General features: G+C 64.8%; 13 protein-coding genes. 8 read left to right on the top strand and 5 right to left on the bottom strand.

Annotation, left to right across the window (positions count from 1 at the left end; translation table 11 throughout):
- Nucleotide 1 precedes the first annotated feature (1 nt).
- Together chrA and NAO55_RS02900 are read right to left on the bottom strand one after the other, a co-directional pair.
- The gene (chrA, locus tag NAO55_RS02905) at nucleotides 2–1,219 is read right to left on the bottom strand and encodes a chromate efflux transporter (protein ID WP_102840319.1); all 1,218 of its coding nucleotides are present in this window, start codon (nucleotides 1,217–1,219) and stop codon (nucleotides 2–4) included.
- A gap of 59 nt (nucleotides 1,220–1,278) precedes the next feature.
- Nucleotides 1,279–2,241, bottom strand: a complete 963-nt coding sequence (locus NAO55_RS02900; RefSeq protein ID WP_102840320.1) for a DUF1853 family protein — start codon at nucleotides 2,239–2,241, stop codon at nucleotides 1,279–1,281.
- A 225-nt stretch (nucleotides 2,242–2,466) separates the two neighbouring features.
- Between NAO55_RS02900 and NAO55_RS02895 the strand changes: the two genes are divergently transcribed.
- The 8 genes from NAO55_RS02895 to NAO55_RS02860 all read left to right on the top strand — a co-directional run bounded on the left by NAO55_RS02895 (nucleotide 2,467) and on the right by NAO55_RS02860 (nucleotide 13,093).
- Complete coding sequence (locus tag NAO55_RS02895; RefSeq protein WP_063541006.1) at nucleotides 2,467–3,354, top strand: NAD(+) kinase; 888 nt, start codon at nucleotides 2,467–2,469, stop codon at nucleotides 3,352–3,354.
- On the top strand, nucleotides 3,354–4,325 hold the full coding sequence (locus tag NAO55_RS02890; protein WP_102840321.1) for a metallophosphoesterase: 972 nt from the start codon (nucleotides 3,354–3,356) through the stop codon (nucleotides 4,323–4,325). Before NAO55_RS02895 ends, NAO55_RS02890 begins: the two co-directional genes overlap by 1 nt.
- A complete protein-coding gene (locus tag NAO55_RS02885) occupies nucleotides 4,322–5,182 on the top strand; it encodes a rhomboid family intramembrane serine protease (protein ID WP_102840322.1) in 861 nt (286 codons plus the stop codon). The genes NAO55_RS02890 and NAO55_RS02885 overlap by 4 nt, the downstream gene beginning before the upstream one ends.
- Nucleotides 5,183–5,253: 71 nt before the next feature.
- Nucleotides 5,254–5,532 (top strand): YeaC family protein, encoded by a 279-nt coding sequence (locus NAO55_RS02880; protein ID WP_102840323.1) that lies wholly within the window; start codon nucleotides 5,254–5,256, stop codon nucleotides 5,530–5,532.
- Nucleotides 5,532–6,371: a DUF2797 domain-containing protein gene (locus NAO55_RS02875; RefSeq protein WP_102840324.1), complete on the top strand. Its 840-nt coding sequence runs from the start codon at nucleotides 5,532–5,534 to the stop codon at nucleotides 6,369–6,371. The genes NAO55_RS02880 and NAO55_RS02875 overlap by 1 nt, the downstream gene beginning before the upstream one ends.
- A gap of 281 nt (nucleotides 6,372–6,652) precedes the next feature.
- The gene (gene pepN / locus NAO55_RS02870; protein WP_102840325.1) at nucleotides 6,653–9,313 is read left to right on the top strand and encodes an aminopeptidase N; all 2,661 of its coding nucleotides are present in this window, start codon (nucleotides 6,653–6,655) and stop codon (nucleotides 9,311–9,313) included.
- 410 nt (nucleotides 9,314–9,723) lie between these two features.
- Nucleotides 9,724–10,722, top strand: a complete 999-nt coding sequence (locus tag NAO55_RS02865; protein ID WP_102840326.1) for a WD40/YVTN/BNR-like repeat-containing protein — start codon at nucleotides 9,724–9,726, stop codon at nucleotides 10,720–10,722.
- 16 nt (nucleotides 10,723–10,738) lie between these two features.
- Nucleotides 10,739–13,093, top strand: coding sequence for an efflux RND transporter permease subunit (locus NAO55_RS02860; RefSeq protein ID WP_102840327.1), 2,355 nt, complete (start codon nucleotides 10,739–10,741; stop codon nucleotides 13,091–13,093).
- Nucleotides 13,094–13,168: 75 nt separating this feature from the next.
- Here the strand turns inward: NAO55_RS02860 and cobA are convergent, their stop codons facing one another.
- The 3 genes from cobA to nirD are packed head-to-tail and all read right to left on the bottom strand — an operon-like array spanning nucleotide 13,169 to nucleotide 17,011.
- Nucleotides 13,169–13,906 (bottom strand): uroporphyrinogen-III C-methyltransferase, encoded by a 738-nt coding sequence (cobA, locus tag NAO55_RS02855; RefSeq protein ID WP_102840328.1) that lies wholly within the window; start codon nucleotides 13,904–13,906, stop codon nucleotides 13,169–13,171.
- A gap of 25 nt (nucleotides 13,907–13,931) precedes the next feature.
- Nucleotides 13,932–16,637: a nitrate reductase gene (locus NAO55_RS02850; protein WP_102840329.1), complete on the bottom strand. Its 2,706-nt coding sequence runs from the start codon at nucleotides 16,635–16,637 to the stop codon at nucleotides 13,932–13,934.
- 44 nt (nucleotides 16,638–16,681) lie between these two features.
- The gene (nirD, locus tag NAO55_RS02845; protein WP_102840330.1) at nucleotides 16,682–17,011 is read right to left on the bottom strand and encodes a nitrite reductase small subunit NirD; all 330 of its coding nucleotides are present in this window, start codon (nucleotides 17,009–17,011) and stop codon (nucleotides 16,682–16,684) included.
- Nucleotides 17,012–17,016: the final 5 nt, after the last annotated feature.

The raw sequence follows: 17,016 nt of genomic DNA, 5'->3' as shown, positions 1-17,016 counted from the left end.
TTCAGCCCGTCAGGCCGAGTAGGCCGCCGCCGAGCGCACCGGCGATTACCACCAGCCACGGCGGCAGCTTCCAGTAGCTCAGTGCGGCGAAGGCCAGCACGGCCAGGATGAAGTGTTCCGCGGCCTTGATCGCGCTGGTCCAGACCGGGTCGTACAGCGCCGCCAGCAGCAACCCGACCACGGCGGCATTGACACCCGCCAGCGCCGCCTGGCTGCGGCGATTGCCGCGCAGGCGCTCCCAGAACGGCAAGGCGCCGAACACCAGCAGGAAGGAGGGCGCGAACACCGCGAGCAGGCAGATGGTTGCGCCGAGCCAGCCGCTTGGGCCGCTGTTCATCGACGCGCCGAGAAACGCCGCGAAGGTGAACAGCGGACCGGGTACGGCCTGAGCCGCGCCATAACCGGCGAGGAAGGCGTCGTTGTCGACCCAGCCGGACGGCACCACTTCGGCCTGCAGCAGCGGCAGCACCACGTGGCCGCCACCGAACACCAGCGCACCGGTGCGATAGAACGCATCGATCTGCGCCAGCGCCTGGCTGCCGCTGACGCCGGCCAGCACGGGCAGCAGCACCAGCAGCGCAAAGAACGCAAACAGGGCAGATAGCGCGGTGCGCGTCTTGATGCGCACGGGCAAATTGGGGGTTGCCTCGCCTGGCGTCGGGCGGAACGCCAGCAATCCGATCAGCCCCGCGACGATGATGATTGCCACCTGGCTCCAGACGAAAGGCAGCAGCAACACGGCGCTTGCTGCGCCGAGCATGATCGCAACACGCGGCCCGTCGCTGCACAGCGAGCGTGCCATGCCCCACACGGCCTGGGCGACGACCGCCACCGCCACGACCTTTAGGCCCTGAATGAACCCGCCGGGCAGGGCGTCGCCCCAGCGGGCGATGCCCAGAGCGAACAGCGTCAGCGCGACGGCCGAGGGCAGCGTGAAGCCGGCCCAGGCCGCCAGCGAGCCACGATAACCGCCGCGCAGCAGGCCGATCGCCAGGCCGACCTGGCTGCTGGCAGGGCCGGGCAGGAACTGGCAGAGCGCAACCAGATCGGCATAGCCGCGCTCGTCCAACCAGCGGCGGCGCGCGACGAATTCGTCGCGAAAGTAGCCCAGATGCGCCACCGGGCCGCCAAAGGAGGTCAGCCCCAGACGCAGGAAGATCAGGAAGATGGTCCAGGTTTTCAGGGGCTCGGCGGCGGGGCGTTGGACGTCGAAGGACATGTGGGGATGGGCTGATCTGCAAGGGTTGAGTCGGGCGAAAATTCTAGCCGGCGATTGTGTCAGGCCGATGACGCGCGTGTCGCTTCGCCATTGTGTGGCCAGTCGTCCGCCACGAGGAACAGCCGTTCCTGCTCCAGCCAGTCGCCGGATGCGTCAGGTTCGAGACGCACCATCAGCTGCGCCCGCGTTCGGGCCGGATGGCCCGCCAGCCATTCGGCAAGGCGGCTGCCGCTCCACAGCTCGCTGTGCGCGATGCGTGCTGCGGCCAGCCAGGCCGCGCGGGGCAGCGGTTGCCAGACGGTGTCGGGCATCGCAGCCTGATAGCCAGGCCAGTCGGACTGACGCAGCCAGCGACCGCGGAGATGTCGAGGATTGGCTCCATGAGGCAGGGCGCAACCCTGTGGCCAGGGCTGGAACAGGTAACCGCTGAGCCAGAAGCTGCTCTGTACCTCGCGCCCGGTGAGTTCGGCGAGCACGGCCTGTGTCGCCGGCTGGTTGCACAGGGGCAGCTGGTGCTGGCACAGATGGGCGAGCTTGAGATCCAGGCGGTCATGATTGCCCGGACCGAGCCAGTGGGCGTGCTGGCTGCCGTCGCCGGGGCCGAAGCCCAGATAGAGCTTTATCGCCAGCTCCAGATGGTGCACGCCCTGATCATCGCAGAACAGCAGGTCCAGCTCGCCGAGGGTGCTGCCGTTCTGGCGGATCGGCAGGTTGGCCGCAAGCAGCTGGATATCGGGTGCCTGGCAAAGCGCGTACTGCCAGAGACGCTCGTAGTACAGACCCAGGCGGCGATTGCTGCGCTGCGACAGCCAGGCCTCGAGCATCGATGGTTCGGCATCCTGGCTCAGCAGCCAGGCGGCCAGCAGCTCGGGTTCGCGATGCCAGCGGCTCGCAGTTAGAGGATGGCGCTGGCGCAGCGGCGCTTCGCTCAGCAATGCTGGTGACAGCAGCGTCCAGGCGAGATCGCGCACCTGTGGATGGCGAAGCAGGCTGGACAGCTCGGCAAGACTGATCGGGTTCATGTCAGCAGCATAGCCGTCGGTTTGCCGCCGGTTCGACGTTTCGCCGATAATCCGCTGCCGCTGAACACAGGCGCCGCTCCACAGCTCTAACGGCTGTCAGCGAACCTTCGAGCGCATCTGCTGGCTCGTCACGCCCAGGCCGGCTGCCTCGCCGGCGCGTCGCATGTTAACTTTCGGGCGTTGCGACGCCCGCAACCATCCGCCCAGCCACACCAGGGAGCGTCAATGGAGCAATTCCGCAATATCGGCATCATCGGCCGCCTGGGTAGCTCCCAGGTGCTGGATACCATCCGCCGGCTGAAGCGATTTCTCGTCGAGCGCCATCTGCATGTGATCCTGGAGGAGAACATCGCCGAGGTCCTGCCCGGGCATGGCATGCAGACCTCGTCACGGCAGCGGCTGGGTGAATCCTGTGATCTGGTGATCGTGGTCGGTGGTGATGGCAGCCTGCTCGGCGCTGCGCGGGCGATGGCCAAACATCGGGTGCCGGTGCTGGGCATCAACCGCGGCAGCCTCGGCTTTCTCACCGACATCCGCCCGGACGAGCTGGAAGAGAAGGTCGCCGAGGTGCTCAACGGCCAGTACACCCTGGAAAACCGTTTCCTGCTCGAGGCCCAGGCGCGCCGCTTCGATGAGCCGATCGGCGAGGGCGACGCGCTCAACGACGTGGTGCTGCATCCGGGAAAATCCACGCGCATGATCGAGTTCGAGCTGTACATCGACGGCCAGTTCGTCTGCAGCCAGAAGGCCGACGGCCTGATCGTGGCGACCCCGACGGGCTCCACCGCCTATTCGCTTTCCGCCGGCGGGCCGATCATGCACCCGCGCCTGGACGCCATCGTCATCGTGCCGATGTACCCGCACACGCTGTCCAGCCGGCCAATCGTGGTCGACGGCAACAGCGAGCTCAAGATCGTGGTGTCGCCGAACATGCAGATCTATCCGCAGGTGTCCTGCGACGGCCAGAACCATTTCACCTGTGCTCCCGGTGACACCGTGACCGTACGCAAGAAGCCGCAGAAGCTGCACCTGATCCATCCGCTGGATCACAACTACTACGAAGTGTGCCGGACCAAGCTGGGCTGGGGCAGTCGCCTCGGCGGAGGCGATTGATGCAGCTTGATCCCGAGCGTGGCTACGACTTGATCGGCGACATCCACGGCTGTGGCCATGCACTGGCGCGGCTGCTGGATCAGCTGGGCTACCGTCTGCAAGGCGGAGTCTGGCGACATTCACGCCGGCAGGTGATCTTCCTCGGCGACATCATCGACCGCGGTCCGCATATTCGCGAGGCGCTGCATCTGGTTCATGGGATGGTCGAGCACGGCCAGGCGCACTGCATCATGGGCAACCATGAGTTCAATGCGCTGGGCTGGTACATGCCCGCGCCGCCGGGAAGTGGCCGGGAATTCGTGCGTGCGCATTCACCGCGTTTCGCACGCCTGCTGCAGGAGACGTTCGATCAGTTCGAACACTATCCGGACGAGTGGCAGGCCTTCCGCGACTGGTTCTACGAGTTGCCGCTGTTCCTGGAAACCGAACGTTTCCGAGTAGTGCATGCCTGCTGGGACAGCAGCGTGATCGCGCGCCTGCGCCCGCTGCTCGACGACGGCCGGATCAACCCGGCGCTCCTGCGCGAGGCCGGGCTGCCGGGTACCTTCATCTGCCAGGCGCTGGATCGGCTGCTGCGCGGCACCGACATGCCGCTTCCCGAGGGCATGACGCTGACCAGTGAGGAAGGCTTCGTGCGCACCTTCTTCCGCACCAAGTTCTGGGAAGAGAACCCGCAGACCTACGGTGACGTGGTATTCCAGCCCGATGGCCTGCCGGAGCACGCGGCGCGCCTGCCGCTGTCGCCGCAACAGAAAGATCGGCTGTTCCTTTACGGGCCGGACGAGCCGCTGCTGTTCGTCGGCCATTACTGGCGCCGCGGCCAGCCGGGGCCGCTACGCGGCAACCTGGCCTGCCTGGACTACAGTGCGGTGAAGAACGGCAAGCTGGTGGCCTATCGGCTGGACCAGGAAACGCGCCTGGACCCGGCGAAATTCGCCTGGGTCGAGGTCTGCGCGGTGTTCCGTCCATGAGTGTCGCGGTGAGCGAAGCGCTGCGCCGGCCGCTGTCGGAAGACCTCAGCGGCTTCATCGCGCTGCTGCGCCGCCTGCGCGTGCCTTGCCGGGTTTCGGAAGAGGGCGACCAGCAGGTGCTGCGGGTACCAAGCGAGGTGGTCGAACAGGTGCGCGACCTGTATGCGCGATACCCGCATGGAGACGACAGCGTGGTGGCCGAGCAGCCTCGGCGGCGCGGCGGTTTCGTCGCCGCCTTGCGCGCCAGCCCGCTGACCGCCGCGATGCTGCTGATCACCCTCGTGGTTGCCGGGATCACTCTGCTCGGCGAGAACTTTGCCACGATCCGCTGGCTGAACTTCGTCGACTTTCGCATCGACGGCGAGTATGCCTACTTCGCCACGCTGGAGCAGAGCCTCGCGGCCGGCCAGTGGTGGCGACTGATCACGCCGATCTTCGTGCACTTCGGCATTCTTCATCTGGCCATGAACAGCATGTGGTACTGGGAGCTGGGGCGGCGTATCGAAGCACGTCAGCGTGCCTGGATGCTGCTGGCGCTGACCGTGCTGTTCGGTCTGGTATCCAACTTCGCCCAGTATCTGTTCGGTGGGCCGGGCATCTTCGGTGGTCTGTCCGGTGTGCTCTACGGTCTGCTCGGTCATTGCTGGCTGTATCAGAAGCTCGTGCCGAACGAGGCCTACCGGCTGCCGCCCGGCGTCGTGGTGCTGATGTTGGTGTGGCTGGTGATCTGCCTGACCGGCGTCATCGAGGTGCTCAGCTTCGGCGCGCTGGCGATCGCCAACGCGGCGCACGTCGGCGGGCTGGTCGCCGGCTGCCTGACCGGTGTGATTGGCGGCACGCTGGCGCGGCGCCGCTAGCGGGCTGTCGCGCTTTTCCCTAAAGCGCGACAGCCCGGTAGAATGGCCGCTCGTTTCCCCCGGAGCTGGCCATGTCGACCTTTATCCAAACCGCCGAAAACATCACCCCCGAAATCTACGCGAGCCTCAAGCAGGCCCTCGAACTGGGCAAATGGGCTGACGGCCGCAAGCTGACCCCCGAGCAGAAGGAAACCTGCATGCAGGCGGTGATCGCCTGGGAGATGAAGAATCTTCCTGAGGAAGAGCGCACCGGCTACATGGGTGGCCAGGAATGCGGCTCCAAGAGCAAGAAGGCCGAGGCCTCCATCGACACCAGCCTGTTCGCACCGGCTTCCGGAACCCGCCACTGATGCTGGAGCTCGGACGTGGCGCGCTGGAGAAGATGTCGGTTCAGCTCGAATCGGGCGTGCCTGTGCAGTACGCCTTTCGCCTCGGCGAAGGGCTGGTGCCGGTCAACCCGCTGATCGGTCGGCAGGTTCGGCTGGAATACCTGGGTGCCATCCACTGCACCCACTGCGGGCGCAAGACCAACAAGAGCTTCAGCCAGGGCTACTGCTATCCCTGCTTCAAGAAGCTGCCGCAATGCGACGTCTGCATCATGAGCCCGGAAAAATGCCACCACGACTTCGGCACCTGCCGTGATCCGCAATGGGGCATGGACTTCTGCATGACCGACCATGTGGTCTACCTGGCCAACTCGTCGGGCATCAAGGTCGGCATCACCCGCGCCACCCAGCTGCCGACCCGCTGGCTCGACCAGGGTGCGAGCCAGGCGCTGCCGATCATGCGGGTCGCCACCCGTCAGCAATCGGGCATGGTCGAAGACCTGCTACGCAGCCAGGTCGCCGATCGCACCAACTGGCGCGCGCTGCTCAAGGGCGACGCCGAGCCCATCGACCTGATCGAGATGCGCGAGCGGATCTTCGATGCCTGCGCCGTCGGGCTGCAGGATCTGCAGCAGCGCTACGGCCTGCAGGCGATCCAGCCGGTCGCCGATGCCGAGGTGGTGGAGATCCGTTATCCCGTGAAGGCCTACCCGACCAAGGTCGTCAGTCTCGATCTGGACAAGACGCCGGTGGTTGAGGGCACGCTGCTGGGCATCAAGGGTCAATACCTGATCCTCGATACCGGCGTGATCAACATCCGCAAGTTCACCGCCTATCAGGTCGCCGCCAGCGCCGCTGCGTAGGGTGGATAATGGCGCAGCCTTGTCCAACGCAGGGCAGGACACAGTGAGTGCATACGGTGGATGCAGGAAGCGACATCCACCCTACGGCGCTAAGGGTTGCCAACTCAAGGATGAGCGGCCAGGGCAATCGCGTGGAAAAGGCTGCGCCGTTTTCCACCCTACAAGTCCGCCGCGACAGACGCTAAGCTCGAACTCACTCGCAGCCCGGGTTCCCCGGGCTGGCACCATCGCCATATTCCCGCTTGAAGCGTGCCGCTTGAAGCTCAGTCGACGAGGTTTCCATGCGTACCGAACAACCGAAAGTCATTCATCTGAAGGATTACCAGGCCCCCGAGTACCTGATCGATGAAACCCATCTGACCTTCGAGCTGTACGAGGACCGCACCCTGGTGCACACCCAATTGGTGATGCGCCGCAATCCCGAGCGTCCGGCCGGCAAGCTGCCGCCGCTGGAGCTGCACGGCCAGGAGCTCGAGCTGCTGTCCATTGCGCTGAACGACCGCGCGCTGGGCCTGGGCGACTACCAGATCAGCGAAGATTGCCTGACCCTGCAGCCGGACAGCGACAGCTTCGTCATCGACAGCTCGGTGGTGATCCACCCGGAAACCAACACAGCGCTGGAAGGGCTGTACAAGTCCGGCAGCATGTTCTGCACCCAGTGCGAGGCCGAGGGCTTTCGCAAGATCACCTACTACCTCGACCGCCCGGACGTGATGAGCAAGTTCACTACCACGGTGAGCGCTGAACAGAAGGCCTACCCGGTGCTGCTCTCCAACGGCAACCCGATTGCCAGCGGCAGCGAAGAAAACGGCCGCCACTGGGCGACCTGGGAAGACCCGTTCAAGAAGCCGGCCTATCTGTTCGCCCTGGTGGCCGGTGATCTCTGGTGCGTCGAAGACAGCTTCACCACCATGAGTGGGCGCAACGTGGCGCTGCGCATCTACGTCGAGCCGGAAAATATCGACAAGTGCCAGCACGCCATGGACAGCCTGAAGAAGTCGATGAAGTGGGACGAAGAGGCCTATGGTCGCGAGTACGACCTGGACATCTTCATGATCGTCGCGGTCAACGATTTCAACATGGGCGCCATGGAGAACAAGGGCCTCAATATCTTCAACTCCAGCGCCGTGCTGGCCCGCGCCGAAACCGCGACCGATGCCGCACACCAGCGCGTCGAGGCCATCGTCGCCCACGAATACTTCCACAACTGGTCGGGCAATCGCGTGACCTGTCGCGACTGGTTCCAGCTGTCGCTCAAGGAAGGCTTCACCGTCTTCCGCGATTCGCAGTTCAGCGCCGACATGAACTCGGCGACAGTCAAGCGCATCGAGGATGTCGCCTACCTGCGCACTCATCAGTTCGCCGAGGATGCCGGCCCCATGGCGCACTCGGTGCGCCCGGAATCCTTTATCGAGATTTCCAACTTCTACACCCTGACCGTCTACGAGAAGGGTGCCGAAGTGGTGCGCATGATCCAGACGCTGCTGGGTGAAGAAGGCTTCCGCAAGGGCAGCGACCTCTATTTCGAACGCCATGACGGCCAGGCCGTGACGGTCGACGATTTCGTCAAAGCCATGGAAGACGCCAACGGTGCCGATCTGACCCAGTTCAAGCGCTGGTACAGCCAGTCCGGCACGCCGCGTCTGGCCGTCAGCGAGCAATACGACGAGGCGGCGAAGACCTACCGCCTGACCTTCCGCCAGAGTTGCCCGCCGACACCGGGCCAGCCGACCAAGGAGCCGTTCGTGATCCCGGTGGCGCTGGGCCTGCTCGCCGCCGATGGTTCGGACATGCCGCTGCGTCTGGACGGTGAAGCCTCCGCCGTCGGGACCAGCCGCGTGCTGGCGGTGACCGAAGCCGAACAGACCTTCACCTTCGTCGACGTCGCCGAGCGCCCGCTGCCATCGCTGCTGCGTGGCTTCTCCGCGCCGGTAAAGCTGGACTATCCGTACAACCGTGACCAGCTGATGTTCCTCATGCAGCACGACTCCGATGGCTTCAACCGCTGGGAAGCGGGTCAGCAGTTGTCGGTGCAGGTGCTGCAGGAGCTGATCGGTCAGCATCAGTGCGGTGAAGCGCTGACGATGGACGAGCGCCTGATTTCCGCGCTGCGCACCGTGCTGCAGAACGATGAGCTGGACGCGGCGATGGTCGCCGAGATGCTCTCGCTGCCGGGTGAAGCCTACCTGGCTGAGATCAGCGAAGTGGCGGACGTGGACGCCATCCATGCCGCCCGTGAGTTCGCCCGCAAGCGCATCGCCGACGCGCTGTTCGAGCCGCTGTGGCAGCGCTACCAGGCCAATCGCGAAACCTCGCGCAACACGCCCTATGTCGCCTCGGCCGAACATTTCGCCCGGCGCGCCCTGCAGAACATCGCATTGTCGTACCTGATGCTGAGCGAAAAAACCGAAGTCGTGGAAGCCTGCCTGGAACAGTTCGAGCAGGCCGACAACATGACCGAGCGCCTGACCGCACTGGCCGTGCTGGTCAACTCGCCGTTCGAGGCCGAGCGCGACAAGGCTCTGCAGGCTTTCGCCGAGCACTTCAAGGACAACCCGCTGGTCATGGATCAGTGGTTCAGCGTTCAGGCCGGCAACCCGTTGCCCGGTGGGCTGGAGCGGGTGCAGACGCTGATGCAGCACCCGGCGTTCACCCTGAAGAACCCGAACAAGGTGCGTGCGTTGATCGGCGCCTTCGCCAACCAGAACCTGGTCAACTTCCACCGCGCCGATGGCGCCGGATACCGCTTCCTCGCCGACCAGGTCATCACCCTCAACGCGTTGAACCCGCAGATCGCCTCGCGCCTGCTGGCACCGCTGACCCGCTGGCGCAAATACGACAGCGCTCGCCAGGCGCTGATGAAGGGCGAGCTGGAGCGCATCCTTGCATCCGGAGAGCTGTCCAGCGATGTCTACGAAGTGGTGAGCAAGAGCCTCGCCTGATTCGACAAGGCCGATCGTGCAATGCGATCGGCCTTTCTTTCACGAGAGCCTGTTCCCAGGCGCTATCCAGAAGAACAAGCCTTCCTGCGTATCGTGACCATCCACTGGCGCCTTGCGTCGGATCGTCACTGCACGTGCGAACGAGGCGGCTGGTCATACTGGCCACTGGCCCAATCAGCCTGGCTGATCATGCGTCAATCATTGCGTGAGAGTTAACAATTCATAACGTCCGGCCAATTGTGCCTGCCCGCGGAAGCTGGCTAGGATGGCTGCGCCTGTATCTCAGGCCTTACCTAATAAGAATAAAGGGGGTATGTATGAGTGAGCCCGTTCAGCGGCGCACACTATCCGGCCGCGCCGAGGTTCCAAGCCAGGCGAGGGCGTCGCGTCTTCACTCATCGGTTGCCGGCATGCTTTCACTGTGCGGCGCCGTTTCGCTCCTGTTGCTGGCAGCAGCGGCACCAGTCCAGGCCGCTACCGATGGCCAGACCCGCTACTCCATCGAGTCGGCGAAAGCCGTATCCAATCTTCTGCTCGACATCGCCCAGGCTGGTGAACGCCTCGTTGCCGCGGGCGATCGGGGCCACATTCTCTATTCCGATGACGACGGTGCCAGCTGGACGCAGGCCAAGGTGCCGACGCGCCAGCTGCTGACCGCTATCGACTTCGTCGACGACAAGCACGGCTGGGCGGTGGGCCACGACGCGCTGATCCTGGCTACCGCCGACGGCGGTGAGAGCTGGACGGTGCAGTACGAGGATCGCGAACGTGAAGCCCCCTTGCTGGACGTCTGGTTCGAAGACACCCAGCACGGCATTGCGGTAGGCGCCTACGGCGCGCTGCTCGAAACCATCGATGGCGGGCAGAGCTGGGAGGACATCAGTGAGCGCCTCGACAACGAGGACGGTTACCACCTGAACGCCATCGCCCATATCCAGGGCTCGGGCCTGTTCGTGGTTGGCGAACTGGGCGGCATGTTCCGCTCCTCCGATCTCGGCGAAACCTGGGAGCGCGTCGAGTCGCCGTATCAGGGGTCTTTCTTCGGGGTGGTCAGTGGTTCGGAACCGGGGGTCGTGGTTGCCTTTGGGCTGCGCGGCCACCTGTTCCGCTCCATCGACTTCGGCGACAGCTGGGAAGGCATCGAGCTCGTCAACGGCAACGGCAATGTACTGGAGTCCGGGCTGGCCGACGGCAACCTGCTGCGCGATGGGCGCATCGTGGTGGTCGGTCACGGCGGCGCGGTACTCACCAGCGACGATCAGGGCCGTAGCTTCAAGCTGTTCAATCGCCCCGACCGCCGTTCGCTGTCGGGTGTCACCTCCGATTCCCAAGGCAACCTGATCCTGGTAGGGCAGGGTGGTGTTCGCATCGCCTCGCCATCGGGCGCGGATCTGGCCACACAACAATAAAGCCGGGAGAGTCTGCATGACCAAGCACCACCAGAAGCCGGCGTCGTTTCTCGAACGCCTGATATTCAATAACCGGCCGGCAGTCGTCGTACTCTGCCTGCTGATCAGCGCGTTCCTGTTTTATCAGGCGGCCCAGGTTCGGCCGCAGACCAGCTTCGAGAAGATGATTCCGCTGGGGCATCCGTACATTCAGAAGATGCTCGAGCACCAGAACGACCTGGCCAACCTCGGCAACACCGTGCGGATTTCGGTGGAAGCGGTGGAGGGCGACATCTTCTCCAAGGAGTACATGGAGACGCTGCGGCAGATCCATGACGAGGTGTTCTACATCCACGGCGTCGACCGCTCGAACATGAAGTCGTTGTGGAGCCCGAGCGTGCGCTGGACCGAGGTTACCGAGGAGGGCTTCGCTGGCGGCGAAGTGATCCCGCAGACCTACGACGGCTCGCCCGAAAGCCTGGATGACCTTCGCGACAACATCCTCAAGTCCGGCCAGATCGGCCGTCTGGTGGCGAACAACTTCAAGTCGAGCATCATCGATGTGCCGCTGCTGGAGTCCTACCCGGACCCGGAAGACCAGAGCCGGCAGATCAAACTGGACTACCAGAAGTTCTCCCACGAGCTGGAAGAGAAGATCCGCGAGAAGTACCAGGCACAGAACCCTAACGTGAAGGTGCACATCATCGGCTTCGCCAAGAAGGTCGGTGACCTGATTGACGGGCTGGTTGGCGTGGCGCTGTTCTTCATCGTCGCCATCGGTATCACCTTCGTGCTGCTGCTGTGGTTCACCCGTTGCCTGAAGAGCACCATCGCGGTGCTGATCACGACGCTGATCGCGGTGGTCTGGCAGCTCGGCCTGCTGCATACCCTCGGCTTCGGGCTAGACCCCTATTCGATGCTGGTGCCGTTCCTGGTATTCGCCATCGGTATTTCCCACGGCGTGCAGAAGATCAACGGGATCGCCATGGCTTCGGGCTATACCGAAGATCCGGTGACGGCAGCACGCATGGCGTTCCGCCAGCTTTTCATTCCGGGAATGGTGGCGTTGCTGTCCGATGCGGTGGGTTTCGTCACCCTTCTGCTGATCGATATCGGCGTGATCCGCGAGCTGGCCATCGGCGCTTCGCTCGGTGTGGCGGTGATCATCCTGACCAACCTGATCCTGCTGCCGGTGGCGATCTCCTACATGGGGATCAGCCAGAAGGCGATCAAGCAGGCCCGCGAAGAGGCCTCGCGCGATCATCCTTTCTGGCGCGCGCTGTCGAACTTCGCCAGCCCGAAAGTGGCGCCGATTTCCATCACCATTGCCGTGGTCGCCCTGGTTGGTGGTCTCTGGTACGGACAGAACCTGAAGATCGGTGACCTCGATCAGGGCGCACCGGAGCTGCATCCGGACTCGCGCTACAACCTGGACAACGACTTCGTCATCCGCAACTACTCGACCAGCTCCGACGTGCTGGTGGTGATGGTCAAGACCGCGCCGGAAGGTTGCTCGCACTACGACACGCTCGCCGCCATGGACGAGCTGATGTGGAAGATGCAGAACACCGAGGGCGTGCAGTCGGCGGTGTCGATGGTCTCGGTGGCGCGCCAGGGCATCAAGGGCATGAACGAGGGCAGCCTGAAATGGGAGACGCTGTCGCGTAACCAGCATGTGCTGAACAACTCCATCGCCCGTGCTGAAGGGATGTACAACAGCGACTGCTCGCTGGCGCCGGTACTGGTGTTCCTCAACGACCACAAGGCCGAGACGCTGGAGCATGTGGTCGCCGCGGCCAAGGACTTCGCCGAGGAGAACAACCGCGAGGGCCTGGAGTTCGTACTGGCAGCCGGCAACGCAGGGATCGAGGCGGCGACCAACGAGGTGATCGCGGCATCGGAAACCACCATGCTGATCGCCGTCTACCTGGCCGTAAGCATCATGTGCCTGCTGACCTTCCGCTCGCTGGCCGCGACGCTCTGCGTGATCCTGCCGCTGGTGCTGACCTCGATCCTCGGCAACGCGCTGATGGCCTTCATGGGCATCGGCGTGAAGGTCGCCACGCTGCCGGTGATCGCGCTGGGCGTGGGTATCGGTGTGGACTACGGCATCTACATCTACAGCCGCCTGGAATCCTTCCTGCGTCAGGGGCTGACCCTGCAGGAGGCCTACTACCAGACCCTGAAGTCCACCGGCAAGGCGGTGATCTTCACCGGCGTCTGCCTGGCGATCGGTGTGGTGACCTGGGTGTTCTCGGCGATCAAGTTCCAGGCCGACATGGGTCTGATGCTGACCTTCATGTTCCTCTGGAACATGGTCGGGGCGATCTGGCTGCTGCCGGCTCTGGCTCGCTTCCTGATCAAGCCGGAGAAGCTGCGTCAGAAGGCGTGATGATCACGCCGTAACGAAAACCGCGGCCCTGGGGCCGCGGTTTTTTTATGGGTTTCTTACGCATGACAGCTACGCTCAGGCGCTCTGGCTTACCGCCTGGAACGCAGCCTGCGCGGCGACTTCGCCGATCACCAGAATGGCCGGGCTCTTCAGCTTGAAGGTCAGGGCATCTCGGCACATGTCGGCGAGGCTCGAACGGCATTCGCGTTGCTGCGGCAGCGAAGCGTTCTCGATCATCGCCACTGGCGTCGAAGCGGCAAGCCCACCTTCCAGCAGCCCGACCTGCACCTGCTCCAGCTTGCTGACACCCATGTACACCACCAGCGTGGTGCCGCTTTTTGCCAGCGCCTGCCATTCCGGGCTGCTGTCATCGAGCGTGTGCGCCGTGACCAGGGTGACGCCGCGGGCCACGCCGCGCTGGGTCAGCGAGATGCCGCATTGCGTGGCGCCGGCCAGGCCGGCGGTGATGCCGTTGACCAGTTCGACCTCGATGCCGCGTGCCGCCAGCCATTCGGCCTCCTCGCCGCCACGGCCGAAGATGCACGGATCGCCACCCTTGAGGCGCACCACACACTTGCCCTGACGGGCGTAGCGCAGCATCAGCCGGTGGATGAAGGCCTGCGGCGTGGAACGGCAGCCGCCGCGCTTGCCCACCGGGATGATGCGAGCGTTGGGGCAATGTTCGAGCACGGCGGGATTGACCAGGTCATCGATCATCACCACCTGTGCCTCGCCCAGCGCGCGCACGGCCTTGAGGGTCAGCAGTTCCGGGTCGCCGGGGCCGGCGCCTACCAGCCAGACTTTTGCGCTCATAGGGAAATCCTCGTCTTGGTTGGTATCAGGAAAGTGCGCGTTCCGGCTGGCTGGCCAGCAGACGCTTGATTTCGGGAACGCAGGAGCCACAGCTGGTGCCGCAACCGAGTTCCTGCTTGAGGCCGGCCAGATCGAGACCGCGCTCGATGCCTGCACGGACCTTGCTCTGGCTGACGTTCATGCAGTTGCACAGGGTGCGGTCGGTGTTGATCGTCGCGCCGCCAGGCGGCGCGCTGAGGGGCGCCAGTAGCCAGCGACGCAGTTCGGCATCGGCACTGCCGCTTTCCCAGAGGCCGCGCAGCCACTGCCGGGCGGCGGTCTCGCCGGCCAGGCGCAACGCGACAATACGGCCATCCTCGATGCGTACGCGCTTGCCGACTGCACGACGCGGGTCGTCATAGGCCAGCACCGGGCCTTCGTTGAGGCCGAGCAGGCGGTCGATGGCGTCGAGCTCGGCAGCGGTTGGCGCCGCGTCCCGGGCGGCGCGGATCAGCAATGCCGAACGCTCGCGCCCGCCGAGGCTGAAACTGGCGTAGTCGAAGGCTTCGAACAATGGCCGCAGCGCCTCGAAGCGTCGCTGCACATCACCTTCGACTAGCGCGAAGAACTGCCATGGCAGTTCGACCTGTTCGACTTCGATGCCAGCGTGCTTGAGTTCCGGTTGCTTCGATAGCGGGTCGACACTGGCCAGGGTCAGGACGTTGCTGCCCAGCCCCTTGAGAAAGCGATCGCCCCAGTGCATCGGCAGGAAGGTCTGGCCGGCACGCAGGCTGTCATCTTTCTGCACCGGGAGGATCAGGCTGCCGCGACGGCTTTTCACCGTCACCAGCTGGCCGTCCAGCAGACGTCGGCGGCGCATGTCCTCGGCGTTCATGCCAAGCAGCGCCTCTTCGACATGGCCGAACAGCCGCGCCGCGGTGCCGGTGCGGCTCATGCCGTGCCACTGGTCGCGCAGCCGACCGGTGTTGAGCGTCAGCGGGTAGCGCGCCTCGCGCTTTTCCTTCGGCGCCTGGTAGTGCTCGGCGATGAAGCGCGCGCGGCCAGTGGCAGTGGGAAACACACCGTCACCATACAGCCGCGCGGTGCCCTGTTGGCTGCCCGGCGGGAATGGCCACTGCTGCGGACCGAGGGTGTCGATCAGTGCGTAGCTCAGGCCGCTGTAGTCCAGATCGCGGGCCGCGGTGAGCGGCTTGTACTCCTCGAACAGCGCCTCGGCATTCTCGAACGCGAACAGGCTCGGCGCGCCGGGGCGCAGGCGACGTTCCAGCCGACGGGCGAAATCGCAGGTGATCGCCCAGTCCGCACGGGCTTCGCCGGGGGCCGGCACGGCGCGACGTACATGGCTGATGCGGCGCTCGGAGTTGGTCACGGTGCCTTCCTTCTCGCCCCAGCTCGCGGCCGGCAGCAGAAGGTCGGCGTAGCGGCAGGTTTCGGTGGTGAAGAAGGCTTCCTGCACTACGACGAAGGGACAGGCTGCCAGGGCCTCATGGACTTTCTGCTGGTCCGGCAGCGACTGCGCCGGGTTGGTGCAGGCGATCCACAGCGCCTTGATCTTGCCGGCGCGCACCGCCTCGAACAGCTCGATGGCGGACAGTCCAGGCTGCTTGGGCAGCTGCTCGACACCCCAGTAGTCCGCAACTTCGGCACGGTGTTCGGCGTTGGCCGCTTCGCGGTGGCCGGGCAACAGGTTGGACAGGCTGCCGGTTTCGCGGCCGCCCATGGCATTCGGTTGGCCGGTGAGCGAGAAGGGCCCGGCGCCCGGCTTGCCGATCTGTCCGGTGGCCAGGTGCAGGTTGATCAGCGCGCTGTTCTTCGCGCTGCCGGCGGTGGATTGATTCAGCCCCATGCACCACAAGGAGAGGAATGCAGGCGCGCTTCCAATCAGCCGTGCACAGGTTTGCAGATCATCTACAGAGATGCCGCAGAGGTCGGCGACCATCGCCGGGGTGTAGTCGCGCACCAGGCTTTTCAGTGCATCGAAGCCCTCGGTACGCGCATCGATGAAGCGGCGGTCGATCCAGCCTTCCCACATGAGGATATGCAGCAGGCCGTGGAACAGCGCGACATCGGTGCCGGGCAGGATCGGCAGGTGCAGATCGGCCAGCTCGCTCGTGTCGGTGCGCCGCGGATCGACGACGATGATGGTCATCTCCGGTCGCTTCGCCTTGGCTTCTTCCAGACGGCGGAACAATACCGGATGCGCATAGGCCATGTTGCTCCCGGCGATCAGCAGGCAGTCGGCCAGCTCGATGTCCTCGTACGAGCAGGGTGGGGCGTCGGCGCCCAGGCTGCGCTTGTAGCCGACCACCGCCGAGGACATGCACAGCCGCGAGTTGGAATCCAGGTTGTTGGTGCCGACCAGGGCGCGGGCCAGTTTGTTGAAGGCGTAGTAGTCCTCGGTCAGCAGCTGGCCGGAGACATAGAAGGCGACGCTGTCCGGCCCGTGTTCGCGGATGGTCTCGGCGAATACGTTGGCCGCGTGCTCCAGCGCGCTGTCCCAGTCGGTGCGGCCGCGGGCCAGGCCCTTGCCCAGACGCAGCTCAGGGTAGAGCGCGCGGGCATCGAGATCGCCGGTCAGGTGCAGGGTCGAGCCCTTGCTGCAAAGCTTGCCGAGGTTGGCCGGATGGCTGGGGTCGCCAGCCACGTCGAGGATGCGCTCGCCGTCGTGCTCGATCAGCACGCCACAGCCGACTCCGCAGTAGCAGCAGGTCGAGGCGGTTGTCATACGCATGGCGTCGTCTCCTGGGGAAAAGGTGCTGGTCAACTGCGGTGTGCTCAGGCCGCGCATTCCTTGCGCGGGTTCAGCGAAAGCTGCACGCGCCCGTTCTCGACGCGCGCTTCGTGGCGATGGGCGCACCCGACGTCCGGGGCCAAGGCCTCGCCGCTGGCCAGATCGATCTGCCAGTTGTGCAGCGGGCAGGCGACCTGCTTGCCGTAGACGATCCCCTGCGACAGCGGCCCGCCCTTGTGCGGGCAGCGATCGTCGAGGGCGAAGACCTGATCGTCCGCGGTGCGGAATATCGCAATGTCACCCTTGGGGCTGGCGACGATGCGCGAGCCGAGCGGGTTGATCTCATCCAGTGCGCAGATATCGAGCCAGTTCATGCGGT

This window comes from Stutzerimonas frequens, from assembly GCF_024448335.1.
GTDB classification, from domain to species: Bacteria; Pseudomonadota; Gammaproteobacteria; order Pseudomonadales; family Pseudomonadaceae; genus Stutzerimonas; species Stutzerimonas frequens.
The sequence above is the reverse complement of the archived record's forward strand: the minus strand, read 5'-3'. Positions and strand labels throughout refer to the sequence as shown.